A 25,128-nucleotide genomic window follows, 5' to 3' on the forward strand; every position below is an offset into this window, starting at 1 on the left:
GCTTCCTGATCAGGCGTTGCTTAGTCGTTGTTGCCCGCGACGATCCCCATCACCGCCATGCGCACCGCGATACCGAACGTGACCTGATTCAGGATCACCGATTGCGGGCCGTCCGCGACCTGCGAGTCGATCTCGACGCCGCGGTTCATCGGGCCGGGGTGCATCACGATCGCGTCGGGGGCGGCAAGCGCGAGACGCTCGGGCGTCAACCCCCAGCTCTTGAAGTACTCCTGCGACGACGGCAGCAGCGCGCCGCTCATGCGTTCGTTCTGGAGGCGCAGCATGATGATCACGTCGACATCCTTGAGACCTTCGTCGAGGTTGTGAAACACGCGCACGCCCATCTGTTCGATGCCGCCCGGCAGCAGCGTGCGCGGACCGATCGCGCGCACTTCGGGCACGCCGAGCGTGGTCAGCGCATGAATGTCCGAGCGCGCGACGCGCGAATGCAGGATGTCGCCGACGATCGCCACGCGCAGCTTCGTGAAGTCCTTCTTGTAGTGGCGGATCGTGTACATGTCGAGCAGACCCTGCGTCGGGTGCGCGTGACGGCCGTCGCCGGCGTTGATCACGTGGACGTGCGGCGCGCAGTGCTGCGCGATCAGGAACGGCGCGCCGCTCGACGCATGACGCACGACGAACAGATCCGCGTGCATCGCCGACAGGTTGTTGATCGTGTCGAGCAGCGATTCGCCCTTGCTCGTCGACGACGCGTTGATGTTCAGATTCAGCACGTCGGCCGAGAGCCGCGTGGCCGCGATCTCGAACGTGGTACGCGTGCGCGTCGAGTTCTCGAAGAACAGGTTGAACACCGACTTGCCGCGCAACAGCGGCACCTTCTTCACTTCGCGATCGGTCACGCTGACGAACTGGTCGGCGGTCTCGAGAATGTGATTGACGATAGCCTTCGGCAACCCCTCGATCGACAGCAGATGTTTGAGCTCGCCGTTCTTGGTGAGCTGCGGGTTGCCCTTCAGGAAGCCATAGCGGAAGCGCTCGGATGCGCTAGCGGAGGAATCCTGCGGAGCCGGGGTGGCGGTGTTCATGATGTACCTGCTTCAAATACGGGCTTCAACGTGATCGAGGCCGGCGCGTCGCTCGCGCCAGTTTCAATCGACGCGTGCTTCAGTGTGAAAAGAGAACCGCTGGCCGCCCGCGCCGTCGTCTTCACGGGCCAGCACGAGGGTCGCGTCGGCGGGTACGTCGACCGCGCCGCCGACGAAGCGCGCCGCCACCGGCAACTCGCGTCCGCCCCGGTCGGCGAGCACCGCGAGTTCGACCGATGCCGGCCGGCCATAGTCATACAGCTCGTTCACCGCCGCGCGAATCGTGCGGCCGGTGTACAGCACGTCGTCGATCAGCACGATGCGCCGGCCATCGACCTCGAACGGCAGCGAGGTCGGGCTTGCTTGCGCGTGCAGCCCTTTCTTCGCGTAGTCGTCGCGATGCAGCGCGACGTTCACCACGCCGAAGCTCGGCAGTTTCAGATCGCGCGCGAGCCGCTCGGCGAGCCACGCGCCGCCGCTATGGATACCAGCCAGCACCGCCGCTTCGGCACCGTCTTGCGTGGCGGCGAGATGGGCGCCATACGCCGCGCGAATCTGGTCGAGCAACGCGCGATACAGCGCTTCGGCGTCAATGGAACTCATGATCGTCGGAAAGTCCGTCAAGATATTGCTGGAGGATGATGCTCGCGGCTTCGGCATCGAGCATGTCGGCGCGGGCATTGCCGGCGCGGATTTCCGCCTCGGCCTCGACCGACGAGTAGCGCTCGTCGACCCACGTGACCGGCAGATTGAAGCGGCCGTTCAGCTGGTTGCCGAAGCGCTTCGCGAGTTGCGTGCGCTCGTGCGGTGTGCCGTCGGGATGCATCGGCAGGCCGACCACCAGCGCATCGGGCTTCCATTCGGCGATCAGCTTGCCGAGCGCTTCGAAGCGGTACTCCTTGCTGCGGTTCTGCACGACGACGAGCGGCCGCGCGCGGCGCGTCAGCGAATTGCCGACTGCCACGCCGATGCGTTTCTCTCCGTAGTCGAACGCAAGCAGCGTCGCCTCACGTCCGACCGGCAGATTCATGCGCGGCCCCTCATGCGTGCCCGGCCTCGCCCGACAGCATCGACAACGACACGCCGAGCAGCGCGAGCGCCGCTTCGAGACGATCTTCGGCGGGCACGTCGAAAACGATCTTCGGATCGGCCTCGACCGTCAGCCAGCCGTTCTTGGAGATTTCGTCTTCGAGCTGACCCGCGCCCCAGCCGGCGTGGCCGAGCGTCAGCAGGAAACGCTCCGGACCGCTGCCGCTCGCGACGGCCTCGAGCACGTCTTTCGACGTGGTCATTTCGAGCCCGCCCGGCACCGACATCGACGACGTGTATGCGCTGCCGCCTTTCGGATCGTGCAGCACGAAGCCGCGCTCGGTTTGCACCGGGCCGCCGAAATACACGGGGACATGGAGAAGCGGTTCGATCTCGAGCTTCAGATCGATGCGACTGAAGAGCGCCTGCAGGTCGATATCGGTCGGCCGGTTGATCACGAGGCCGAGCGCGCCGCGCTCACTGTGATCGCAAAGGTAGACCACCGTTCCTGAAAACGTGGGATCGGCCATGTTCGGCATGGCGATCAGGAACTGGTTGGTCAGATTGATGCGATCGGTACTCTTGGACATAGTTCGGATTTTAGCAAAGACGATGCGCGATGGCGGGCTGCTTCGAGCACTGCAACGCGTTGGTTGCACGCTACGCGACGCGCCATCGACGCCGGATCAAGTTGCACTCTATCACGCGCGCGACTTGCGCCATGCCGCGATCAGGCGCCGAAACACCGCGTAGAACGGCACGTTCGGCGCGCGTCGCCAAGTAGCGGGATTGTGACTTGTCACAATGGATTTCAGCGGGTTCGGCGCGCGTCGGTCGAGGCGTTGCGGATGCAATTCGCGCGCCACGTCGCGCGTTTGGTCCGGCCCGGCATGCGCTTCACGCGCCGCCCTGCTCGATCGCACGCGTGAGCGCGGCGAGCGCCGCCTGCGTGAAGCTGCCGCCGGCCGGCCCAACGCCCGCGGCGACCTTGTGCAGCGACGCACGCAAAGCCTCGGCGGCCTGCTCGAGCGTGTCGGCCGGCGGCGCGCCGACCATCACGTGCGCGCGCACCGCCGGCGTCGCGACGCCCGCATGCGCACGACGCCGCCATGCGAGACCGAGCGCGTCGGCGAGCAGCGCCACGTGACCGAGACCGAGCGCGCAGGCGGCCGAGCCGAGCCGGTAGGCGGCGTCGCCTGCCTGCAGCGCTTCGCTCGGGTCGGCTTTTTCCGGCTGATCGGCCGCGCGCGCATGGGCGGCGAGCGCCTCGATGGACGCGTCGGCGGTCTGCAGGAAGTCTTCGTACGCGTTCGCGTTGACGCTCAGCACGCCGAGATCGCGCGTGTGCGGCAGCGACTGCGCCTCGAGCGCACTCGCCTCCCACAGCGCTTCCGACGACTGCGTGCCGGCGACGTGCCAGTCGACGGTCAAGCCATAATCGTGCAGCACCTCGACCTGGTCGGCGTCTTGCGCGGCCGCGCCGAACAGCGCGTAGTCGCGCCACAACAGCGCGAGCGTCGCGCGCACCAGCGAACGCGGCGCGCGCTCGATGCCGCGCGCGTGATCGGCGAGCGCCAGGTTGCAGCGCGCGTAGAAGCGCCGCGCCTCGATATCGCGGATTGCGTGGCCGCGCGCGCGCAGCGCCTTCGCGCAGGCGCGCGCGAGCCGCCAGAAGTCATATGCATCTGGGCCGGCGAGTTCGGTGAACACGGCGTCGAGTTCGTCGAGCGCGGCGTTCGTGACCGCAAGCGCCACCGCGCTGCCTGTGTCGGCCTGCGAGCGCAGCACCGGCAGCAATGCGCGCTCGTAGCGCGCCCGCAGATGGGCAAGCTGATCGGCCGATTGCGCGTGCAGCGAAGCCGGCGGCACTGGCCGCGCGCACAGCGCGAGGTCTTCGAACGCGACGGCGGAGCCCGGCGTGGGTTCGATGAGTTGCGCGCACAGCTCGCGGTAGTGGTTGAACAGCGTCGGCGAGCAACTGAGCTCGCGCAGATTGTGACGCTCGAGCGCCGCGCGGAAGTCGCGCAGCGCCGCGCCGAACACTGGCCGCGCGCTTTCCGCTTCGGCTGGCTCGCCGCTCGCGAGCGGCGAGAGCCGCACGAGGGCGTCGGTGAAACGCTGCGCGCTGAGCCAGCCCGCCGTGCGCAATGCATGCGACGCGCGCAGCAGCGCGGCACCGCTCTCGTCGCGCTGCTCGAACGCGAGCGACGCCTCGGCGAGCGCGAGTTCCGCAGGGCGGACCGCACCGCCGCGCGGGTTCGGCAGTGCATCGATGGAAACGGGTGCTGCGGATCGAAGAGTCATGGGCAGGCGACACGAAGCTGACGGGGCCGTCGCTTCGCGCCGCATGCTGAGTGAGCGGCCACCGCGCGAACCGGCGACAGGACAATGACAGACTACCGTTGCGACACGACGCGACCGGCGATGTTCCGCGCCGGCGCGCTCAGACAGGCGCCGGGCGCGCCGGACGCATCAAGCGATTGCAGCAATTGCACGGCGGATGACGCCGCTGACTTTTCGGGATCGAAGCTCAGGGTTCAGGTTCGGGACCGAATCTCGGGACCCGGTTTGGGGGCCGAAGCTTCCGGCGTGTCGCACGAACCCATCAAACCGCGACGCCGGAACAATGATCAAGCGACTCGAACGACCGACCGGCTGACGCCGGCGGCCTGCCGAACTTCAGATCTGTACCATTTCGAAGTCTTCCTTGCGCGCTCCGCACTCCGGACACGTCCAGTTGATGGGCACGTCTTCCCAGCGCGTGCCCGGCGCAATGCCTTCGTCGGGCAAGCCGGCCTCTTCGTCGTAAATCCAGCCGCAAATCAGGCACATCCAGCTTTGATATTCCATTCTTTTGTCGCGTCATTGAGTCCGTGGAAGCGGGAGCCATGATGGTACCGTGTTGCCGCCCCCATGCCTAGCAATCGAAAACGCGCAATCGTAGCGTGGACCGGGCTTCGGCGGTGCGCCCGCGCGCCGTGCGGACGACGCTTGCGGCGTCATTCCGCACGGCGGTGGGGACACCCGGCAGCGCGATAGAGGGCGTCCTCGGCAAGCTCGCGGCGCTAGCGGGGCAACCTCAAAGCAATCCCCGCCGGCCGCTCGTCAGCGGGCCGCGAGCCAGCCTCTGGCGATCCCCGCCGCGCGAAAAAACGCCCTCTCAACGGTTTAGGCCGCATAATTGAGCCAATTGCGCATTGCGCGCTGAAATCCTGCTTTCTTTATCCATTTTCATGCCCAGCGACACGCCTCCGATCGTCCTCACCTTCGGTCTCTCCGACCCCACCGGCGGCTCCGGCCTGCAGGCGGACCTGTTGACACTTGCCAGCATGGGCTGCCACGGCGTTTCCGTGCTCACGGGCTATACCGTGCGCGACTCGGCGAATTGCGACGAAGTCACCGGGCTCGACCCGGACGTCGTCGCGACGCAGGCGCGCATGCTGCTCGAGGACATGCCGATCGCCGCATTCAAGGTCGGCGCGTGCACGCGCGCCGAAGTGGTCAGCGCGATCGCGGAAGTTGTCGCCGACTACGACGACATCCCGCTGATCCTCGCCCCCGACTTCACGCTCGACGACGAACACGTGCTCGCCGCCGACGAACTCCGCGAAGCGATCGCCGATCTGCTCGCGCCCCAAACCACGCTGCTGGTCGCCGACTCGGCGACGCTGCTCGCGCTCGCGCAGCCCGACGGCGACGCGGAGGCGCCGAGCCTCGACGCGGCGATCTCGCATCTGCTGTCGCAAGGCTGCGAGTACATTCTGTCGACCGAAACCGGCACGCATCGGCTCGTCAACACACTCTTCAGCGAGGACGGCCAGTTGCGTCAGGACATGTGGGACCGCGCGCCGCATCGGTTGACGGGCCTGACCGATACGCTCGGCTCCGCGATCGCCGCGCTTCTCGCCAACGGCCAGGAGCCCGCGGAAGCGGTGCGCGAAAGCCAGGAGTATCTGTATCAGGCAGTGCGCAATGCGTTCAGGCCCGGCATGGGGGCGTACACGCCCGATCGCTTCTTCTGGGCGCGCAGCAGCGATGAAGACGAAACGCCGCCCGCGCAAGGCAAGGGCGCGGCGCCGGGGGAAGCGCGGCACTGACCTCGCCATTCGTCGGCATCGACTGAAAACCCGCTGTCAGCCGCTTTTTTCATTCATGCGAATTTCGCGATTGGCGCGACTTTCCATTCGACGATCCTGCGCGATCCGCTCGCGCGCCAGATCTCGCACTACTGGGTATACGGCGAACGGCAAGAACGGCCAGATCACGCGCGGCGTCAGCGTGTCGGCGACCGAGGCCCTGGCGCTGCAAGGCGTACTGTCGCTCGACGAGTGGGTCAGCGAATCGCTCGGGGGCAGGAACCTGTTCGTGCAGATGCTGAGCGGCGAGCCGGCGGTCAACGAAGCGAGCCTCGCCGTGGCGCAAATCTATTTGCGCGAACAGATCGGTACCGTCGGCGTCTGCCAGGACATGAGCGAATTTCTATTGCGGCTGTGCGGTTCGACGGGGTTGAAATTACCGTTCTGTTTCGAATCGAATCGCATCCATGGCGCGCCGAAAGGCAAAGCTCACGTAAGCGAAGCAGCAAGACAAAAGTTCATCGACGACAATAGCCTTGATTACGAGCTGTTCCGCGACGGGAATCGAATCGAATCGAATCGTCGAAGCCTTTGCGAAAGAAACGGGCAGCGTCTTTTCGAATGCGCTCGAATTGGTGCGCGTGATTCAGTCCGAAATAAATCAGCTCGAGAATCCGCACGTATATAGCGCGACGGTTTTCGGCATCGATGGCTCATTCCTGTCGCGCGTGCATGAAGTGATCGGCCGCTTCGATCTCGCGCCGATCGACACCTATCTGGAGTTCGCGCGAATCCGGCGGCGTCCGCCCGCCGACCTGTTCGACGGTTTGGTCGACACGCTGCGCGACGGCGGAGTGTGCGGCTGGGCCGTCAAACTGAGCGAGCCGCAGCGGCAGGTACCGCTCGAGGTGCGGGTCGGCACGCGGATCGTCGCGACCGGCTGCAGCGGTGAGCCGCGGCCCGAGGTGGCGAGCACCGGCTATCCGAGCGCATACAGCGGATTTTCGATTCCACTGCCGAACGATATCCCGGAAGCCTTTCGCGTTACCATTGCCAATTCCACCGAAAGCCTGCACAACGCCGGCACGTGGCGGCAAGGCTGGCACTGCGAATGAGCCAGAAAAGCCAAGAGAACCTATCCATGAAAGAGCCGCCCCAATTCGTGCAACGCTTCCACGGCAAGATCGCAGTGCAGGACCGCATACGCATGTTCGATCAGATGCCCACCACGATCTGGCTGACCGGCCTGTCCGGCGCCGGCAAATCGACGCTCGCGTTCGCGCTCGAGGAGCAGCTGATCGCGCTCGGTCACGCCTGCTATGTGCTCGACGGCGACAACATCCGCCACGGTCTGGCGAGCGACCTTGGATTCGAGCCCCACGACCGGCGCGAAAACATCCGCCGGGTCGCGCACGTCGCCCAATTGATGAACGACGCGGGTCTGATCGTGATTTCCGCGCTGATTTCGCCGCTACGCGAAGATCGGGCGATGGCGCGCGAGATCATCGGAGCCGACAAGTTCGTCGAAACCTACGTGTCCGCCTCGCTCGCCACCTGCGCGAGCCGCGATCCCAAAGGTCTTTACGCGAAAGCGGGGTCTGGCGAGATCAGCTCGTTCACCGGCTTATCAGCGCCCTATGAAGCGCCGATCGATCCCGACCTGCACGTCGACACGGGCACGCTGAGCCCCGCACAAAGCGTCGCGCAGATCTTCCACTACCTGCGCGAAAAGTGCCTCGGAAGGTCCTCTCATCGCACGGCTCACGCCGCGGGCGCCTGATCCGGCCAAAAAGGGCGTCCCGAAGCGCTCCCCAGCAAGCACATCAACGCCGGCACCAAACGAAAAAAAACCCGCCAAAGCGGGTTTTTTTCGTTTGGGGAAACGCCTCGCGGCGCACTCCCCACATGGACTTCCAGCCGGGCCCCGTCCGTGATCCAGACGCGCGGCAGTTCAACCACGCGGCCGGACCACGAGGCCCGAGCGGAATTACATGTCCATGCCCATGCCGCCCATGCCGCCGGGCATGCCGCCAGGCATCGGAGCATCTTCCTTCGGCAGTTCACAGACAGCTGCGTCGGTCGTCAGCAACAGGCCAGCAACCGAAGCTGCGTTTTGCAGCGCCGTGCGCGTCACCTTCGTCGGGTCCACGACACCTGCGTCGACCAGGTCGACGTACTCGCCGGTCGCTGCGTTGTAGCCGTAGTTGCCCTTGCCAGCAGCAACCGCTGCCACGACGACACTCGCTTCTTCGCCACCGTTGGCGACGATCTGGCGCAGCGGCTCTTCCATGGCGCGCAGAACGATCTTGATACCTGCGTCCTGATCGGCGTTAGCGCCCTTCAGGCCAGCGATTGCCGTACGTGCACGGATCAGCGCGACGCCGCCGCCTGCCACGATGCCTTCTTCCACAGCCGCGCGCGTTGCGTGCAGTGCGTCTTCGACACGTGCCTTCTTTTCCTTCATTTCGACTTCGGTCGCAGCACCGACCTTGATCACCGCAACACCGCCTGCCAGCTTGGCAACGCGCTCTTGCAGCTTTTCACGGTCGTAGTCCGAGGTCGCTTCTTCGATCTGCGTGCGCACTTGCTTGACGCGAGCTTCGATGTTCGCTGCTTCGCCAGCGCCGTCGATGATCGTGGTGTTTTCCTTGCCCACTTCGATGCGCTTCGCCTGGCCCAGTTCAGCCAGCGTTGCCTTCTCGAGCGTGAGGCCGGTTTCTTCAGCGATGACCTGCCCGCCGGTCAGGATCGCGATGTCTTCCAACATCGCCTTACGACGATCGCCGAATCCCGGAGCCTTGACGGCAACGGTCTTGAGGATGCCGCGGATGTTGTTGACGACCAGCGTTGCGAGCGCTTCGCCTTCGACGTCTTCAGCGATGATCAGCAGCGGACGGCCAGCCTTCGCGACTTGCTCGAGCACCGGCAGCAGATCACGGATGTTCGACACCTTCTTGTCGTGCAGCAGCACGAACGGGTTCTCGAGCACGGCGACTTGCTTGTCCGGGTTGTTGATGAAATACGGCGACAGGTAGCCGCGGTCGAATTGCATACCTTCGACAACGTCCAGCTCGTCTTGCAGCGACTTGCCGTCTTCGACGGTGATCACGCCTTCCTTGCCGACCTTGTCCATTGCTTCAGCGATGCGCTCGCCGATCGACGAATCGCTGTTCGCCGAGATCGCGCCAACCTGGGCGATTTCCTTGTTGGTCGTGCATGGCTTGCTGATCTTGCGCAGTTCTTCGATTGCGGCTGCAACAGCCTTGTCGATGCCGCGCTTCAGGTCCATCGGGTTCATGCCCGATGCGACGTACTTCATGCCTTCGCGGACGATCGATTGCGCGAGAACCGTAGCGGTCGTCGTGCCGTCGCCTGCGTTGTCGCTGGTCTTGGAAGCGACTTCCTTGACCATTTGCGCGCCCATGTTCTGGAGCTTGTCTTTCAGTTCGATCTCTTTCGCGACCGACACACCGTCCTTGGTGACCGTCGGGCCGCCAAAGCTGCGCTCGAGAACCACGTTGCGGCCCTTCGGACCCAGCGTTACCTTCACGGCGTTGGCGAGAATATTCACGCCTTCGACCATCTTGGCACGGGCGGAATCACCGAATACGACGTCTTTAGCTGCCATCTTCTAACTCCTTGAATACTTTGGATATAACCGGGAAGTAGCGAGCTTGCGCTTACTTCTGCACCACGGCCATGATGTCTTCTTCGCGCATCACGAGCAGTTCGTTGCCGTCGACCTTGACGGTCTGGCCTGCATACTTGCCGAACAGGACGCGGTCGCCGACCTTCACGTCGAGCGCAATGGCTGCGCCCTTGTCGTCGCGCTTGCCCGGGCCGACTGCGAGGATTTCACCTTGATCCGGCTTTTCCGCTGCGGCTTCGGGGATCACGATGCCCGACGCGGTCTTGGTTTCCTGATCCAGACGTTTGACGATCACGCGATCATGCAAAGGACGAAGGTTCATACATACTCCTCTCTGATTGAGACTGAAGAACGCTGAGAAAAACCCGGCTGGCCGAGCCAACCGGAGATGTTGTTAGCACTCTCGTGCAGCGAGTGCTAATTATATGGACGGGCGGTGACAAATTCAAGAAGTAGGAACGCTGTCGAGATCCACTGCGTGTGAACTTATTCGCTCAAGCTTGAGCCTGCCCCAAGGCGAAGAGTCCGTCGTTCGGAATTTCTCTATAAAAACAATGCTTACCGACGCATGACGCTGACATTCAGCCCCTCGCGAAGCGAACGGCGGGCCACGACGAGGCAGCGACCGCGGAGCGGAGCGCCGGCTCGGAACGTCAAACCTAGGGAAATCCCGGAGCGCGCGCCGCTGCCGCCGCTGCAATAGTCAGCCCTGCCCCGCCTCGGGCGATTCTCCATTTGATGAGGTTTGCGGCTGAGGCGAGTTGAAGATCTGCGGGGACGTTGAATCGATGTCTCGACGTCGCGACAACAATCTTGGGCTATAACTGGATGCGAAAGATTTGAGATTTTTCCACTCTGAAGATCAGTGAAAGATGTGTCCAACCGACGAGTCGGTAATTGCGCTCTTCCAAATAGCGAAATATGGCGGAATCTATCACTTCCCTGATCGATGCCAACGTCGTTTCCACAATAATGATCTTCGGTTTGTATCTGCCGATATCGATCGATCGCAAGGCTTCGAAATCGTGACCTTCCACGTCGATGGAAAGCAGATCGATTTCCTGACTGGCGTAGGGACTGTGCTCCAGAACGTCGTTCAACGTGGTGGTTTCAACAGTCCGGACAGAGGTGGGCTGATGGCCTTCTGTCGCAGCGAATGCGGGGTCTATGGTTGAAGTCAACCCATAATTGGAGAAATTATAAACTTCCTTGACCTGTTTCTCGTTGGAGATGGCCGCGCATACATTTACGTCGCCAGTCCGCGCAAGAGAAAACGCTTCGATTTTCACCGGATCCATGTCTATGTTGATACCGCGCCAACCACGCTTGTACAGCGCATGCGTGTTCGAGAATTTGACAGGGTGGTATGCACCCACGTCTACATAAATCCCCTTATTACACCGCGGACTGATTATTTCGCGCAATACTACGTCTTCCCCAAACTGCGAATAGTACAAACGCGGTCCGCGCGTTATCCAGGTCTTACGAACGAGCCAAAGGAAGTGTCCCAACGTCTTGAAGTTCACGATAGTCGCTCCCCAACATGGAAAGGCAACGGCAAAAGATCAAACAGCGTTTGACCTGTAGACTTGTCCAGCAGAAGGTCGGTCCTGTATTGCGTTGCTAATTACGCGTCGCCAATGCGGCACAGGGCCGACGGAACGATATTCGCGAACTAGATACATGCTCGAATAATCGCTCAGACTAAGATCTGCAGGCTACTCGACGCATGGCTGAACACTGAGCAAAAGTCATAAATTTTGTATCTTTGGCCGAAACCGTGGAGTGGCTTAAAAACTTCCGGTTTGAGCCGGGTCCCGTGTTTCAGCCTCCCGACAGCGCCCGTTCACTTCACTTCTGCGCAGGCCGGTGCAACGCATTACCCGCCATCCACTTGAGCCGTTCGCAATTGACCTTGATGCGCGCCGCGAATTCCTTCGGATCTCGCTCGCGCAGTGCGTTCATCTGGCCATTGGTGATGTCGGCGCGGTGCCAGCCCGTGTCCCAGTGCTGATCGAAATCGGTCGCACCGGTCAGGACCTTTCGGAGCCGCTGCTTATAGGCGCCGATCCGCTCGGGCGACACGTCGCAAAACGCCTGCGCGAAGCTTGCGCGCTCGCCCGCTGTCTCCGCGCTCATGTTGGCGTCGCTCGCGCTGCTCGCTAGCGGCGCGGCGAGCGACAGCACCGACAGACAGAACGCTGCGCAAAGCGGCCGATAGCGATACGATAGGTTTTTCATCTTCGACTCCTGACGATCCTTCGTGGCGACCAGGGATTGTCCCGATCTTAAACGCCGCCTCGCCGATTGTGTCCTGATTGCACTGCACGATGGCGTTTTCGCGCGCTATCCGATGCATCGCGTGGCCAAACCGCGGTGCTACGCTCGTTAGAGCGGCATTCGCGACGTGCCCGTTCCGGGGAGCCGTGGCGCAAGCACCGCAACGCCACGGCCTATCGGCAGGCCGCGACAGAAGCACGAGCGCCAGGCATGAGAACGAGCTCGAACACGACGCGCAACGAGCACAGAACGAAAGCACGACACGAAATCAAACACAAAAAGGCGAGACATCGCTGCGGGAGTGACTGCGATGGCATTTAGAACATATACCGTACTGACGCTGTTGGTGACGAGCACTGCCGCGTTCGCGTGGCGGCCTGTCACCTATCCGATCCGAAGTCAGAGCCCTTACGAGCGCAGCATCGACAACGCGATGTGCTACGCCGAGGCGAACCGCGTGACCGGGGTCAACATGGCCCACGAGTCGCAGATTCCGCCGCGTCAGCCGCCCGCGGCCAAAGGTGCGTCGACCGGCGTACCGCCGAAGCCGCCGCTTCCGCCTAGTTCCTTCTCAGCCACGCCGCTGCCGTGGAGCGCGAGCGCGCCCGAAGCCGCGAGCGCGCCGTTGGCTGGCGCGCAAGCGCCTGGCGGCGCATCGTCGGCGAAACCGGTGGACGAAGCCGCGGCCGGCGCCAGCGCGCCAGGCGCGCCAGCCACCGCGGCGGCGAATGCACCGCCGAACGCATCGGCAGCGGCAACGGGCCCCAGTGCGACCGCGGCACCCGGCGCGTCGGATGGGGCGGCCGCTTCGCTGCAGGCCAACGCGGCGTCGAACGTGAAGCTGCCGCCCCTGCCCGCGCCCGAGCCGCCGATGACCCGCTATTGGGCCGCCTACGGCGCGTGCATGCAGGCGCGCGGTTACGTCGTCCAGTAGTCCGGCCGACGCCGCTTGCGGGCGTCGTTGCATTCATTCTTTTTGATGGCGCCGCCCTTCGGCGCCAGTGGAGCGACACGGCCATGCCGCGCGACACGATCTCCGACCAGCCATTTTTCCATCACTGCGCATACTGCGGCGTGCCGCTGTCGGGCCGCTTTTCGCCGTGTCCCGCATGCCATGCGCTGCCGATCGATTCGTTCGATACGGACGACAAGCCCGGCGAGCGCTCCGCGCGATCCCGGGCGCTGAGCGCATCGCGCACGCAACTCGAACCGCTGCCAGCGGCCGCGAGCTTGCCCGCGGACCGTTCGTCGCGACGCTCCGCGCAAACGAAGATGAGCCCCTACGATCTGATCGACGAAGCGACGTTCGAGCCGGGCGGGCGTCGACGGCGGCATCCGCTCGCGCTTGCCGCAGCCGCGCTCGCGACGCTCGGCGTCGTGTACGTCGGCTTCGTTCTACTCAACGACGACGATGCGAGCGTCGACACGCCGGTCACGGTCTTCGGCACGGTGCGCCAGGACAACCCTGGCCAAGCCCCTGCACAGAACGTTGCGCAGAATGCGGCGCCGTCGGTTGCCGCGGCGCCGAAGCCCGCGTCGACCGTCGCACAACCGCCTCGTCCCGTTGTCGTCGCGCGGCAGCAACCGGCGAACGTGCACGCGGCCCCCGTCGCGCCACCGGCACCGCCCGTCGTGGCGACCGCGTCCACCGTAGCGCGATCGTCACCGCCGGTCGTCACGACCGCGCCTGCCGTAGCGCGATCGAGCCCGCCTATCGTGGCGACCACGCCGACCGTCGCGCCATCGTCAACGCAGGTCGTTGTGACCGTGCCCGCCGTCGCGCCACCGGCACCGCCCGTCGTGGCGACCGCGCCGACCGTTGCGCGACCGACACCGCCGGTCGTCACGACCGCGCCCACCGTAGCGCGATCGAGCCCGCCCATCGTGGCGACCACGCCGACCGTTGCGCCATCGTCACCGCAGGTCGTTGCGACCGCGCCTGCCGTAGCGCGATCGGCTCCGCCCGTCGTGGCGACCGCGCCCGTCCCAGCGCGACCGTCAACGCCCGTCGTTGCGACCGCGCCGACCGTAGCGCGACCGACACCGCCGGTCGTCACGACCGCGCCGACCGTAGCGTCAACGAAGACATCGGGCGCGGCCATCTCCGCGCGGAATCTCCGCGCCTACGCCGCGTGGCACGGCGGTCGCGTCGACCAGCACCAACGCCAGCACCGACACGATGGCCGCCCCGCTCACGCAAGCCGACAAACAGCGCGCCGACGCCGAGCGCAATCTGAAAGCCGCGCACGGCTATCTGCAACGAGGCAATCTGTCGGCGACCAAAGCACGCCTCGCCGCCGTAACCACCGCGCAGCCCGGCAATCGCGACGCGCGCAGCATGCGCGCCCAGGTGAGCACGCTAGAGCAGCAACGGGACGCATTGCTGAGTCTCGCGCGCGGCTGCGGCAACGTCGGACATTGGGAGTGCGCGTCGCACAACGCCAACGAAGCGTTGCGGATCGATTCGAGCAGCAAGGCCGCGCAACGGCTCGTCGCGCTCGCGTCGCACGAGTCGGCGTGGCAAACCATGCAACCGACGGCGGAAGAGTCGCGCGAATTGCGCGATCTGCTGCGTCATCACTAAGGATTGCGAGGTATCTCGCGGGACGGCGGCACGGGCGTGCAGTCGATCACGCCCGCCCGCGTGGCGCCCGAAAGACGCGCGGCTGGCAGCAGTGTCAGCCGGCGATGCTGTCGTAGCCGTAATAGCCGCCCTGATACCCTGAGCCGAGGAACGCCGCTTCCTGCGGCACGTCGGTGAGCAGCACGCCGCGCAGACCAACGCCACCGTTGCGCAGTCGTTTGGTGGTTTCGACGATCTCATGCAGCGGTTGACGCCCATGCCGCACGACGAGCAGCGTCGTCGCCGCGTATTTGCCGATCAGCGTCGAGTCGGTCACGGCGAGCACCGGCGGCGTGTCGATGATCACGACGTCGTATTGCGGCTTCAGCACCTCGAGCATCGCTTCGAAGCGTTTGCTCATCAGCAGCTCGGCCGGGTGCGAGGGCAGCGTGCCTTTCGCGAGCACGTCGAGGTTGGGCAGCACGTCGCGCTGGATCATCGCGTCGAGATCGCCGCCGCACAGCACGTCGGATAGTCCCGGCCGATGGCTGATGCCGAAATGCGAATGCACGTCGCCGCGTCGCATGTCGGCGTCGATGATCAGCACGCGCTTGTTCGCCGACGCGACCAGCGTCGCCAGATTCACCGACAGGAACGACTTGCCCGCATCGGGCCGCGAGCCGGTGATCATCACGACGTTGTTGGCCGCATGATCGAGCGACAGCTGCAGCGAGGTGCGCAGATTGCGCACCCCTTCCACCGCGATATCTTCGGGCGCCTGTTGCGCCAGCACATGCTGCCCGCGCTGGCGCAGCGACACTTTTTCCTGCAGGCGCAATTGCGTCTGGCTGCGCGGCACCACCGCGAATACCGGCACGCCGAGCATCCCCTCGAGTTCGTCCGGGCGCTCCACGCCGCCGCGCATCGCGCGCCGCAAGAAGACCAGCAGCAAGCCCAGCACGAGGCCGCCGCCGAGCGAGATCAGGATCACCAGCATGCGCTTCGGCCACACCGGATCGTCGGGCGTTTCGGCGAAGTCCACCACGCGCACGCCGCCCACCTGCCCCGCCTGCGCGACCCGCAGTCGCTGCACGCTGTTGAGCAGGTTCGTGTACAGATCGGTGTTCACGTGCACGTCGCGCTGCAGACGCAGCGCGGTCTGCTCGGTGTCGGGCATCGTCGAGACGCTGTGGTTCATCGTGCTCTGCGCGCCCTGCAACGCGGCGATCTGCGCATCGAGCGCGGCGACCATCGGATGATTCGGCGTAAAACGCTGCAACAGCTCCGCGCGCTGCTGCTGCAGATCGAGCAGCTTCGTCTTGTTGTCGACGATCTGCTGCAGCAGCAGCTTGCTTTCTTCACCGAGATCGACGGTGCCATGTGTATTGCGGAACTTGCCGTAGCGCTCTTCCGCGTCGTCGAGCGCCTTGCGCGCGTCGGGCAGTTGCTGTTCGAGATACGCGAGCGTGTGGTCGGATTCGGTCGAACGGCTCGCGAGATCCTGCCGCACGAACTGGCGCGCCACGTTGTTGACGATCGCCGCGGTCAGCGCCGGATCGGCGCCTTCGAGACTCACGCGGATCACGCCGGAGTCCTCCGCCGTTTCCTGCACGACCATCGTCTTCGCCAGACGCTCAACCGTGCCGAGCGTCGACGCGCGCGTCAGCTCAAAACGCGAGCCGGGCGCGCCGACCAGTGTGTCGACGTGCAGCGTGACCGGGCCGACCGCGGTATCGGTTTGCACGGTCTCGCCGACGCGCCCCGACAGGATCGCGCTGCCGTGAGGATCGCGCAGCATGAAGGTGTTGCCGGCGCCCGCGACCAGCGTGAAGGTCTCGCCATACGAGTCCTTCGACGTATCGAAGCGCGACACCGCGATGCTCTCGTTGCCCCACGCGAACCCGCGCAGGTTGACGAACGACGGCAGCCGGAACCACCAGTGCCCGTTCACGAGGCCGGCGATCTTGCTGCCGATCACCGGCAGATAACGCGGCTTCGCCGTGATGTCGAGGTGCAGCGCGCGGACCGCCTCCTCGGTGACGAGACGCGACTTCAAAAGCTCGATCTGCGCCGCGGTCGACGGCTTCGAATCGTACGCGCCGGGAAGCGGCGCCGCCGCGTCCCGGCCGTTCGTATTGACGTTCACCGCGTTCGCCGTCCTGTCCTGGACGTGAAACAGCACGTCCGAACGATAGACCGGCGGCGTGAGGAACGCGTACGCGCAACCGAGCGCGAGCGCGATCAGCGTCACGGTGAGGATCGTGCGCCAACCGCGCACGATCGTGCGCGCGTAGTCCGACAGATGCGACTGCCGCGGTTCATACACGCCGGCGTAACGATTTTCGTAATTGATTGCCATGTTTTCACCCAACAAGGCCTGCCGGTTCAGATATCGCGTCACGCATGCGTCACTTCGACACGACGACTCCCGTCACCGCCGCGTTGATCGCAGGCAACAGCAGGTTCAACACACGGTTGAAGCGAACCAGACCGCCCTGACCGACGTACACGATGTCCTTCGGCTGCAGCTCGAACTGGTTCGCGAGCAGCATCGCCACCGGCGAGGTGGCATCGAGGTGATAGATCTGCGGCGAGTCGCTGGTCGAATTGCGGATCACGAACAGCTGCTGCCCCGAGGCCGTATTCGAGTCGAAGCTGCCGCCGTCGGAGATCGCCTGCGACAGCGTCAGCGAGCCGTTGCGCAACGGCAGCACCGTGGCCGGCTTGTTGACTTCGCCCATCACGTAGACGCCGCTGTCTTCGCGCGCGTTCACGCGCACGGTGTCGCCCGGCTGCAGATAGATATCCGACGGATTGCGGCCGCGCTTGACGAGGTCGTCGATGTTCAGCCTATAGGTCGTGCCGTCGCGGATCAGATCGACCCGGCTGCGATCCGCGGTCGTGTTGAAGCCGCCGCTCAGGCCGATCGCGTTCGTCAGCGACAGCGGAATGTCGTTGATTGATTGCGTGCCCGGTGTGCGCACTTCGCCGTCGATATACACCGTCGCGTTACGGAACGACGCGACGCGCACCGTCACCTCGGGCTTCTGATAGACCTTGCTCAGCCGCGAATGCAGCTCGCGCTGGATCGTCCCGACATCCTTGCCGGCGACGTGCAGGTTGCCCGCGTACGGAAACTGGATGTCGCCGTTCTCGTCGATCAGGAAGCCCGGAATTGCATCGGCAGGGCGCGAGGTCGTCGGCGGCTGTCCCAGCGCGGCCGCGAGTTCCGGGTGATCCCACACGACGATCTGCAGCACGTCTCCGGGGCCGACCCTGTAGACGGCCGGCTTGCCGAACAGACCCGACGTCGTCGGCGGCAACGCCGAGGCAGTCTGGTCGGCATTCAATTTCTTCAGCAGTTCCAGATTGATATCGGTAATCGGAATCTGCTTCTGCTGCGAGGCTTCGGTACTGAATTCGCCACCCGTGTCCTGAATCGCGGCAGGCGTGATCATCCGTTGTCCCGGTACGATCTGACATCCGGAAAGCAATGCTGCGCTTGCGAAAACCACAAGACTTCCTGTGCGAAAACCAAGTGAGCTCATGATCTTTACTCCTTCGCCCCGAGGCGTTGTTATCGACTTTCTAGTAAGCGTTTCGATGCACCAGTCCGGCGACAATCGTCGCGCCGATGATCCGCATGTCGAGTGCGAACGACCAGTGACCCAGGTAGTACAGGTCATGTTCGACGCGACGCTCCATCTTCTCGATGCGGTCGGTTTCGCCACGGAAGCCGTTGATTTGCGCCCAGCCCGTGATTCCCGGTTTGATCCGGTAGCGATTGATATAGCCCGCGACCACCTTCTGATAGAGGTCGTCGTGCTCGAGCGCATGGGGACGCGGTCCTACGACCGACATGTCGCCACGCAACACGTTGAAAAATTGCGGCAGTTCGTCGAGGCTCGTGCGGCGCAGAAACGCGCCCACTTTCGTCACGCGCTTGTCGTTGCGCGTCGCCTGGCTCAAGGTGCCCTTCGCTTCGGTATGCACGCGCATCGAGCGGAACTTGTAGATCGTAAACACACGGCCGTCCGCGCCCTTGCGCTTCTGTTTGAACAGCACCGGTCCGCGCGAGGACAGCTTGACCGCGATCGCGATGCCAAGCAGCAGCGGCGCGAGGGCAACGATCGCGGCCGCGGCGAACAGCCGGTCGAAGATTTCCTTTTTCAGCATCGCGTTGGCCGACAGCGGCGAGGCGACCAGATTGATCGCCGGCACGCCGAGCAGATCGACCACGCCACTGCCTTCGAACAGCGCATGGCTGCGCACGTCCGGCATGAAGCGGATATTCACGAGGTCGTCGCGGAACTCGTCGATCAGCGCGCAGATCAGCGGCTCCTCGGACAGCGACAGCATCAGCCATAGCTCGTGCACGTCGTTGGTGCGGATGTAGTCGGCCAGCAGATCCACGCGATCGAACACCGGCAGGCTCGGTTCCGTCACGCCGGAGTCGTCCGGGCGCGTGTTGTAGACGGCGGTCGCGCGAAAGCCCGCGGTCGGCGCCGACTCGATGCGGCGCAGGAGCGCATCGCACTGCGAACCGCTGCCGACGATCGCCACCTGATGCAGGTTCATACCCGCGCCGCGCGCCCGCGCGAGCACCGCGTGCGTGATCACCCGATTCGCGATCAGCATGCCACCCGTCGTCGCGGTCCAGTACGAGAACCACAGCCGCGACACGATATCGATGCGATGCAGCGAGTACATCAGCACGAGCGCGCAGGCCTGCACGATCAGCCACGCGAGCGACACCTGACCGGCGAGCCCGAGCTTCGAGCGGCCGCGCCATGATTCGTAGACGCCGAACGCGGGGAAGATCGCGAGCGCGAACGCAGCCGAAAACATCACCAGCGCCCAGTAGAAACCCGACTGGCCGAGATAATCAAAGCGGATCCGCGACGCCACGGTCGCACCCGCCAATACCAGAGCGACATCGAAAATCCGCGCGAGCAGATCCTGAAACTTGCGCATTTCACTTACCTCGTTCTGCCGTTCCTGTACGCAAAAAGGGGCGTGCATGGGCTGCCTATGGGCAGCGGCCGTAGTTGTCGTCAAACCTCACGATGTCGTCTTCGCCGAGATAGGTACCCGACTGGATTTCGATGATTTCGAGTGGCACCCTGCCGGGGTTTTCGAGCCGGTGACGCGTGCCGAGCGGAATGTAGGTCGATTCGTTTTCGCTGAGCAGGAACTGCTCTTCGCCGCGCGTGACGAGCGCGGTGCCGCGCACGACCACCCAGTGCTCAGCGCGATGATGATGGAGTTGCAGCGACAGCTTCGCGCCGGGCGTCACGACGATGCGCTTGACCTGGAAGCGCTCGCCGCGATCGATCGAGTCGTAGAAGCCCCACGGGCGCCGCACCTTGCGATGCGCGTCGGCCTCCGGCGCGTGCTGCGCCTTGATGCGCGACACGAGCCCCTTGACGTCCTGCACATGCGAGCGATCCACCACGAGCACCGCGTCGGCGGTCTCGACCACGACGACGTTCGCGGTGCCGACGCACGCGACGAGCCGCCCCTCCGAATGCGCATAGCAGGACACCGCACCTTCGAACGTCACGCGGCCGCGCCCGGCGTTGCCGTTCGGGTCCTTCTCCATCGCGGCCCATACCGCGTCCCATGAGCCGAGGTCGGACCAGCCGGCTTCGAGCGGGATCACGACGCCGGGGGGAATGATCGCGGCTCGACTTTGAGCTTGCATATCGTTCTGTGGCGCGCCTTGCGCTTCGACGTTGCTCGCGCTGTCGTCTTGCGCCGGCGGCGGTTCGGTCAAACGCTCCATCACCGCGTAGTCGATCGAATCGGCGGGCGCGTCGAGGAACGCGTCGTGCGATGGCCGGAATACGTCGCCGTCCTGCTTGCCGCTCGCGAACGAGGTTGCGCACGGCGCATGCATGTCGGGCCGCAGCGCCGCGAGCGTGTCGAGCCACACGCGCGCACGCACGATGAAGATGCCGCTATTCCACCAGTACGTACCGGCCGTCAGGTATTGCCTCGCGATTTCCTCGGCGGGCTTCTCGACGAAACCGTCGATCGCATGGCCGCCAGCGGCCAATGCCGCGCCGATTCGGATATAGCCGAAGCCGGTGTCGGGACGCGTCGGCGGCACACCGAGCGTCGCAATCGCGCCCTCGCTCGCGTGGTGCGCCGCGCACGCTAGCGCGCGCTGCAGGGCAGGCACGTCCGCGATCGCGTGGTCGGCCGGCATCACGATCAGGATCGCGTCGTCGCCGGCCGCGCACGCGAGCGATGCCGCGAGCGTCAGCGCGGGCGCCGTGTCGCGGCGCGCGGGCTCGACGATCAGACGCGCGTCGACGCCGTTTTCATGCAACTGTTCGGCGATCACGAAGCGATGCTCCTCGCCGCACACGACGATCGGCGAAGCGTCGACGCTCCAGCCCGCCGGGAAGCCCTCGAGCCGCCGCGCGGTCGCCTGCAGCAGCGAGTCGGAGCCGACCACGTCGATCAGCTGCTTCGGGAAGTTCTCGCGCGACACCGGCCAAAGCCGCGTGCCCGAGCCGCCCGCGAGAATGACCGGGACGATGTGCGCGCAGCGCGCGCCAGCAACCCCGGCGCTTGCGCCGTTCGGCTCGACGGATCGGGCGCTCACACCTGCCTGCGTCAACATATCGGGAATCCTTTTCGATCTGCACGGTACGACGAACAACGGACCAGTCCCCGCCTGTCTCGCGCGGTTACCGGGCTGGCTCCGTCGGCGCTACTCGCCTGCCATACGGCGGCTTTGAATCCTGAACTCGGTCGGCGAAATCCTCATCCGCTTGCGAAACACTTTCGCCAGCCGGTCGCCGTTGCCCATCCCGGTGCGCCGGGCGATCTTGTCGACCGGCAATTCCGATTCGGTCAACAGGCTGCACGTCACCGCGAGGCGCTCGTGCAACAGGAAACTCGACGGCGTGATACCCATTTCCATCTTGAAGCGGCGCAGAAAGTTGCGTTCGCTCATCGCCGCGAACTGCGCGGCATCCGCAATCGAAATCGCCTGCTGGCAGTTTTCCTGCAGCCAGCGCGCCGCCGCGCGAACCTTGTCGCCGGGACTCATGCCGCCGTCCTCGCCGAGCAGCGGCGCGAGGTTCGTGCACGAGTCGGACAGCAGCCGCTCGGCAGCCGAGCGCGCGGTCGCGTTGCCCAGATCGCGCTTGATCATCGCGAGCGCGCTGCGCATCGATTCCAGCCGGTCGTTAAGGTCGACGACGCCCTGCTCCGCGGAGCCCGCGCCATTTCTGGCCAAGGCCGGCTGGTGCGGGTCGCTCCCGTCCTTGTCCTCGGGCAGGGCCGCCGCGTCGAGCACCGCGCGCCCTTCGGCGATCGGCCGGATCATCGCGGTGTTGCGACGCACGCGCCGCAGCCAACCAAGCAGACGCTCATCGCGCGCCGCCGACGCCGCGCCCTTGCCGCCCGCCACATAGAGCGCGTCGAAGCCGGCGTAATGGCGCGCGTCGAGTCCGTCGGTCCATACGCGCAAACCCGACGACGAAGTCACCATGCCGCCGCCGGCGGACAAGAACGATACGTCGTACAGCCATGCGCCCGAACCGGAAGTGGCGAGTTCGTTGGCAGCCTGGAACACCTCGGCGATCACGCCCGCCCCTTGCAGCGAGCAGTCGTTGAACAACAGAATCGCGACACGGCGCACGCCCTTGTTCGGAGCATGCACCCAGCGCAGCATTGCAGACTCGAGACTCGCGCAGGTCATAGTCATCCTCTCGACAGAAAAAGATCTACTACACCTTTTACGATCACGCACAATGCGAACTCCGCGCAGTGCATCATAGCGACGGCCTTCGGCGCTCCGCCGCCATGTCCGAAAGTGCAGACATATTGGCGCTATGACTACGTGATCGGCCAGTGCAATTCGGCACAATGCCGAAATGACCGTCTTTTCAATGGATTAATCGTCTAACCGCATATGGTTGAATATGCACTCGCAAATCTTAAGGCAATTTAGAAAATGAATGCGTACGCCAGCGCACACTGCGCGGCTACTCGAAAAACGGCGTGTCCCGCCTTATGTGCCCACCGAGGCGCATTTTAAAAGAGATTTTTTGCCGTAATTGGCTATTGATGAGTGGAACACCCCCCGCCCCTACCAGGCGTGCCCGGCCGCATCGACAACTTCGCCTGTCGACCCGCGCAAGCGCCGCGCAACCGCCCCTTCCGCCGTCCAATGCAAGCACTCAACGCGCCAGAACAGATTATTTAATCTATTTTTATTGATCGCGGGAATATAAACGTGGCGATTAACGTTTCAAACCTGAAACACGGATATCGGACGACTTTAGCGCCCCTGCAATAGATGGGCCAATGACGGAATAAGTCGGGTGCGAGCGGGTGCATTTCCGCCAACCGATTGCGGAAATGGACTGCGAGGTTTCCGCAAAGGGGGTTGGGGACAGCGAACGAAGTCCGCCATCCCTATGCAACGACTGTGACACCCGTCGAGAACGCGCCGCGTAATGGCACGACGCGACGATAGTTCGGCGTCGCCTGACAGGTTTACGGCGGGCAAGCGCACATAGAAGTGGTTCTGAACGGGTTACGATGCCCCCGAGAAACGCGCTGGAACCGCACACATGAACGGCATTTCATGGATCACGCTGATACTTGCCACGATGATCGGCGGGTTCCTGTTCGCAATGATCGGCGTGGTGCTGCTCGCGCTGCTGCTCGGCAGCGTATCGGACCGGCTGTCGAGCAACGACGAGACTCGCCAGGACTCCTAGGGCCTGTTCACGCTAATAACGGGCTTGCGCTGGCCGCCAGAAGGTTTTTTTAAAACAGGGGAACGTGCCTTTCCGCCCGTCTCGCGGCGTCGGTCGTCGCTTGTTTGGCGCGGCCAAACGGCGCTCCTCTCTCCTTGCACTACGCGCGGAAAGGCACGTTCGCAAGCCCGTTATTAGCGTGAACAGGCCCTAGCTACTTCGAAAGATCCTCGAGCGCGACATCGCGCGTCTTCGGTCCCAGCGTACCGATCGCGACCATGACGATCGCCATTGCCCCCGAGATGAACACGAACACACCGTTCACGCCGAAGCGACCGAGGCAGGCGGCGATCACGAACGCCGAGAACATCGCCGACATCCGGCTCCACGAGTAAACAAAGCCGACCGCGCGCGCGCGGATGCCGGTCGGAAACAGTTCGGCCTGGTACGCGTGATAGCTGTATGAAATGATGTTGCCCGCGAGCACGAGGCACACGCCGAGACTCACGAGCAGCACCGTCTCCCGCGCCTGGCTGAACGCGAGTCCGCACACGACGTTGACCGCCGCCATGCAGACGATGACGGTCTTGCGCTCGAAGCGATCGGCGATCAGTAGCCCCAGCAACGGCCCGAGCGGCGCCGCGATCGCGATGATGCTCGCGTACATCAGACTCGTCGTCACCGTGATGCCTTGCCTGATCAGCAGCGTCGGAATCCAGTTCGCGAAGCCGTAGTAGCCCATCGTCTGGAACACGTGAAAGATGATCAGCATCAGCGTGCGCTTACGATACGGCGGCACCAGCAGATCGCGAAACGCGGCCCGCGCGCGCACCGGTTCGGGCAGCGCGGGCTCGGGCAACGGCAGGCCGCATTGGCGCCGATACTCGCGTGCGACGCGTGCTTCGAGACGCGTCATCACCGCGTCGGCTTCGTCGAGGCGGCCTTTTTGCGCGAGCCAGCGCGGGCTCTCCGGCAAGCCGCGGCGAATCCACCACACCACGATCGCGCCGAGCGCGCCGATCAGCACGACCACACGCCAGCCGTCGAGGCCGAACACGTGTTGCGGCACCAGCAGATACGACAGAAACGCGACGATCGGCACCGCGCAGAAGCCGACCGCCTGCGAGCACGCCGAAGCGCGCCCGCGAATGTGCTTCGGCACGAGTTCGGAAATATACGTGCCGATCGTGACGATCTCGACGCCGATGCCGATTCCCGCGATAAAGCGCCAGCAGTTCAATCCGAGCGCCGTGTGCTGGAACGCCATCACGACGTTGGCCGCCGTGTACCACAGCAGCGACCAGGTGAAGATCGCGCGCCGGCCGAAGCGGTCGGCGAGAAAGCCGCAGGCCGCCGTGCCGATGAAGAGGCCGGCGAACAGCGCGGCGATGAAACTCGCGACGCCACTCGTGCCGAACAGGCCGCGCGTCGTGGCCGTCAGCAGTCCGCTGTGCACGAGTCCCGGCGCGATATAGCCGGAGTACATCAGGTCGTAGAGTTCGAAGAACATGCCGAAGCTCAGCAGCATCACGAGCTGCCAGATCGTGCGAGTCGCGGGTAGCCGGTCGAGCCGCGCGGAAATGCGCGCGCCGTCGAGCGCGATCGCGCCGGCGCGATCCGAGCCTGCTGCATCCGCGCCTGCGTCCGTGGGTGAGCCGTCGAGCGCGCCGGCATCGCCGAGCGCCGTTGCGTACATCGCCTGATTCGACGATTTCATCGTCTGTCTCCAGAATTATTGGTCTATTGCCCGCTGCACCGGGTC

The 25,128-nt window shown here is 64.4% G+C and carries 25 protein-coding genes; 7 read left to right on the forward strand and 18 right to left on the reverse strand.

Features of this window, described 5'->3' with window-relative positions; genetic code table 11:
* Positions 1–20: 20 nt before the first annotated feature.
* The 6 genes from OKW44_RS24075 to OKW44_RS24100 form a co-directional block, all read right to left on the reverse strand.
* Positions 21–1,046, reverse strand: coding sequence for an aspartate carbamoyltransferase catalytic subunit (locus tag OKW44_RS24075; RefSeq protein WP_018419588.1), 1,026 nt, complete (start codon positions 1,044–1,046; stop codon positions 21–23).
* A 63-nt stretch (positions 1,047–1,109) separates the two neighbouring features.
* Complete coding sequence (pyrR, locus tag OKW44_RS24080; RefSeq protein WP_018419587.1) at positions 1,110–1,649, reverse strand: bifunctional pyr operon transcriptional regulator/uracil phosphoribosyltransferase PyrR; 540 nt, start codon at positions 1,647–1,649, stop codon at positions 1,110–1,112.
* Positions 1,636–2,076 (reverse strand): Holliday junction resolvase RuvX, encoded by a 441-nt coding sequence (gene ruvX / locus OKW44_RS24085; RefSeq protein WP_018419586.1) that lies wholly within the window; start codon positions 2,074–2,076, stop codon positions 1,636–1,638. The genes pyrR and ruvX overlap by 14 nt, the downstream gene beginning before the upstream one ends.
* A 10-nt stretch (positions 2,077–2,086) precedes the next feature.
* Positions 2,087–2,665: a YqgE/AlgH family protein gene (locus OKW44_RS24090; protein ID WP_018419585.1), complete on the reverse strand. Its 579-nt coding sequence runs from the start codon at positions 2,663–2,665 to the stop codon at positions 2,087–2,089.
* A gap of 307 nt (positions 2,666–2,972) precedes the next feature.
* Entirely contained in the window at positions 2,973–4,379 is a 1,407-nt protein-coding gene (locus OKW44_RS24095) for a FimL-related protein (RefSeq protein ID WP_018419583.1), read from the reverse strand.
* A 375-nt stretch (positions 4,380–4,754) separates the two neighbouring features.
* Entirely contained in the window at positions 4,755–4,925 is a 171-nt protein-coding gene (locus OKW44_RS24100) for a rubredoxin (RefSeq protein WP_006047743.1), read from the reverse strand.
* 383 nt (positions 4,926–5,308) lie between these two features.
* On the opposite strand from OKW44_RS24100, the gene OKW44_RS24105 reads away from it, so the two are divergent.
* From OKW44_RS24105 to cysC, 4 genes are read left to right on the forward strand one after another with little or no spacing between them, the layout of a single operon-like run.
* Positions 5,309–6,172 carry a hydroxymethylpyrimidine/phosphomethylpyrimidine kinase gene (locus OKW44_RS24105; RefSeq protein ID WP_018419581.1) on the forward strand — a complete coding sequence of 288 codons (864 nt, stop codon included), beginning with the start codon at positions 5,309–5,311 and terminating at the stop codon, positions 6,170–6,172.
* A complete protein-coding gene (locus tag OKW44_RS24110; protein ID WP_239499031.1) occupies positions 6,111–6,839 on the forward strand; it encodes a hypothetical protein in 729 nt (242 codons plus the stop codon). Before OKW44_RS24105 ends, OKW44_RS24110 begins: the two co-directional genes overlap by 62 nt.
* Before the next feature lie 49 nt (positions 6,840–6,888).
* Complete coding sequence (locus OKW44_RS24115; protein WP_239499030.1) at positions 6,889–7,266, forward strand: hypothetical protein; 378 nt, start codon at positions 6,889–6,891, stop codon at positions 7,264–7,266.
* Positions 7,267–7,292: 26 nt separating this feature from the next.
* The gene (cysC, locus tag OKW44_RS24120) at positions 7,293–7,931 is read left to right on the forward strand and encodes an adenylyl-sulfate kinase (RefSeq protein ID WP_018419578.1); all 639 of its coding nucleotides are present in this window, start codon (positions 7,293–7,295) and stop codon (positions 7,929–7,931) included.
* Positions 7,932–8,138: 207 nt separating this feature from the next.
* On the opposite strand, the gene groL is transcribed toward cysC, so the two are convergent.
* From groL to OKW44_RS24140, 4 genes are all read right to left on the reverse strand, one after another.
* Complete coding sequence (gene groL / locus OKW44_RS24125) at positions 8,139–9,779, reverse strand: chaperonin GroEL (protein WP_018419577.1); 1,641 nt, start codon at positions 9,777–9,779, stop codon at positions 8,139–8,141.
* 52 nt (positions 9,780–9,831) lie between these two features.
* The gene (groES, locus tag OKW44_RS24130; protein WP_008923887.1) at positions 9,832–10,122 is read right to left on the reverse strand and encodes a co-chaperone GroES; all 291 of its coding nucleotides are present in this window, start codon (positions 10,120–10,122) and stop codon (positions 9,832–9,834) included.
* A 496-nt stretch (positions 10,123–10,618) separates the two neighbouring features.
* Positions 10,619–11,326 (reverse strand): FkbM family methyltransferase, encoded by a 708-nt coding sequence (locus OKW44_RS24135; RefSeq protein WP_035470460.1) that lies wholly within the window; start codon positions 11,324–11,326, stop codon positions 10,619–10,621.
* 325 nt (positions 11,327–11,651) lie between these two features.
* Positions 11,652–12,041 carry a hypothetical protein gene (locus OKW44_RS24140; RefSeq protein WP_018419575.1) on the reverse strand — a complete coding sequence of 130 codons (390 nt, stop codon included), beginning with the start codon at positions 12,039–12,041 and terminating at the stop codon, positions 11,652–11,654.
* A gap of 349 nt (positions 12,042–12,390) precedes the next feature.
* Here OKW44_RS24140 and OKW44_RS24145 point away from each other — a divergent pair, with 349 nt between their 5' ends.
* On the forward strand, positions 12,391–13,014 hold the full coding sequence (locus OKW44_RS24145; protein ID WP_018419574.1) for a hypothetical protein: 624 nt from the start codon (positions 12,391–12,393) through the stop codon (positions 13,012–13,014).
* A 121-nt stretch (positions 13,015–13,135) separates the two neighbouring features.
* On the opposite strand, the gene OKW44_RS24150 is transcribed toward OKW44_RS24145, so the two are convergent.
* Together OKW44_RS24150 and OKW44_RS24155 are read right to left on the reverse strand one after the other, a co-directional pair.
* Entirely contained in the window at positions 13,136–13,279 is a 144-nt protein-coding gene (locus tag OKW44_RS24150; protein WP_429362257.1) for a hypothetical protein, read from the reverse strand.
* Positions 13,280–13,360: 81 nt separating this feature from the next.
* A complete protein-coding gene (locus OKW44_RS24155; protein ID WP_429411578.1) occupies positions 13,361–14,182 on the reverse strand; it encodes a hypothetical protein in 822 nt (273 codons plus the stop codon).
* Positions 14,183–14,259: 77 nt separating this feature from the next.
* On the opposite strand from OKW44_RS24155, the gene OKW44_RS24160 reads away from it, so the two are divergent.
* Positions 14,260–14,664 carry a hypothetical protein gene (locus tag OKW44_RS24160; protein ID WP_429411581.1) on the forward strand — a complete coding sequence of 135 codons (405 nt, stop codon included), beginning with the start codon at positions 14,260–14,262 and terminating at the stop codon, positions 14,662–14,664.
* 94 nt (positions 14,665–14,758) lie between these two features.
* Here OKW44_RS24160 and OKW44_RS24165 read toward each other — a convergent pair whose 3' ends face one another.
* The 5 genes from OKW44_RS24165 to OKW44_RS24185 form a co-directional block, all read right to left on the reverse strand.
* A complete protein-coding gene (locus OKW44_RS24165) occupies positions 14,759–17,002 on the reverse strand; it encodes a polysaccharide biosynthesis tyrosine autokinase (protein WP_018419573.1) in 2,244 nt (747 codons plus the stop codon).
* 49 nt (positions 17,003–17,051) lie between these two features.
* Positions 17,052–18,191: a polysaccharide biosynthesis/export family protein gene (locus tag OKW44_RS24170; RefSeq protein WP_026225621.1), complete on the reverse strand. Its 1,140-nt coding sequence runs from the start codon at positions 18,189–18,191 to the stop codon at positions 17,052–17,054.
* A gap of 40 nt (positions 18,192–18,231) precedes the next feature.
* Positions 18,232–19,617, reverse strand: coding sequence for an undecaprenyl-phosphate glucose phosphotransferase (locus OKW44_RS24175; RefSeq protein ID WP_018419571.1), 1,386 nt, complete (start codon positions 19,615–19,617; stop codon positions 18,232–18,234).
* Positions 19,618–19,672: 55 nt separating this feature from the next.
* Positions 19,673–21,274, reverse strand: a complete 1,602-nt coding sequence (locus OKW44_RS24180; protein ID WP_018419570.1) for a sugar phosphate nucleotidyltransferase — start codon at positions 21,272–21,274, stop codon at positions 19,673–19,675.
* A 90-nt stretch (positions 21,275–21,364) separates the two neighbouring features.
* Positions 21,365–22,360 (reverse strand): helix-turn-helix domain-containing protein, encoded by a 996-nt coding sequence (locus OKW44_RS24185; protein ID WP_026225620.1) that lies wholly within the window; start codon positions 22,358–22,360, stop codon positions 21,365–21,367.
* Positions 22,361–23,237: 877 nt separating this feature from the next.
* Here OKW44_RS24185 and OKW44_RS24190 point away from each other — a divergent pair.
* Entirely contained in the window at positions 23,238–23,387 is a 150-nt protein-coding gene (locus tag OKW44_RS24190; protein ID WP_018419568.1) for a hypothetical protein, read from the forward strand.
* Between the two features lie 193 nt (positions 23,388–23,580).
* Here OKW44_RS24190 and OKW44_RS24195 read toward each other — a convergent pair whose 3' ends face one another.
* Positions 23,581–25,083, reverse strand: a complete 1,503-nt coding sequence (locus OKW44_RS24195; protein ID WP_018419567.1) for an MFS transporter — start codon at positions 25,081–25,083, stop codon at positions 23,581–23,583.
* Between the last annotated feature and the right edge of the window lie 45 nt (positions 25,084–25,128).

This window comes from Paraburkholderia lebeckiae (assembly GCF_050436325.1).
Taxonomy (GTDB): Bacteria; Pseudomonadota; Gammaproteobacteria; order Burkholderiales; family Burkholderiaceae; genus Paraburkholderia; species Paraburkholderia tuberum.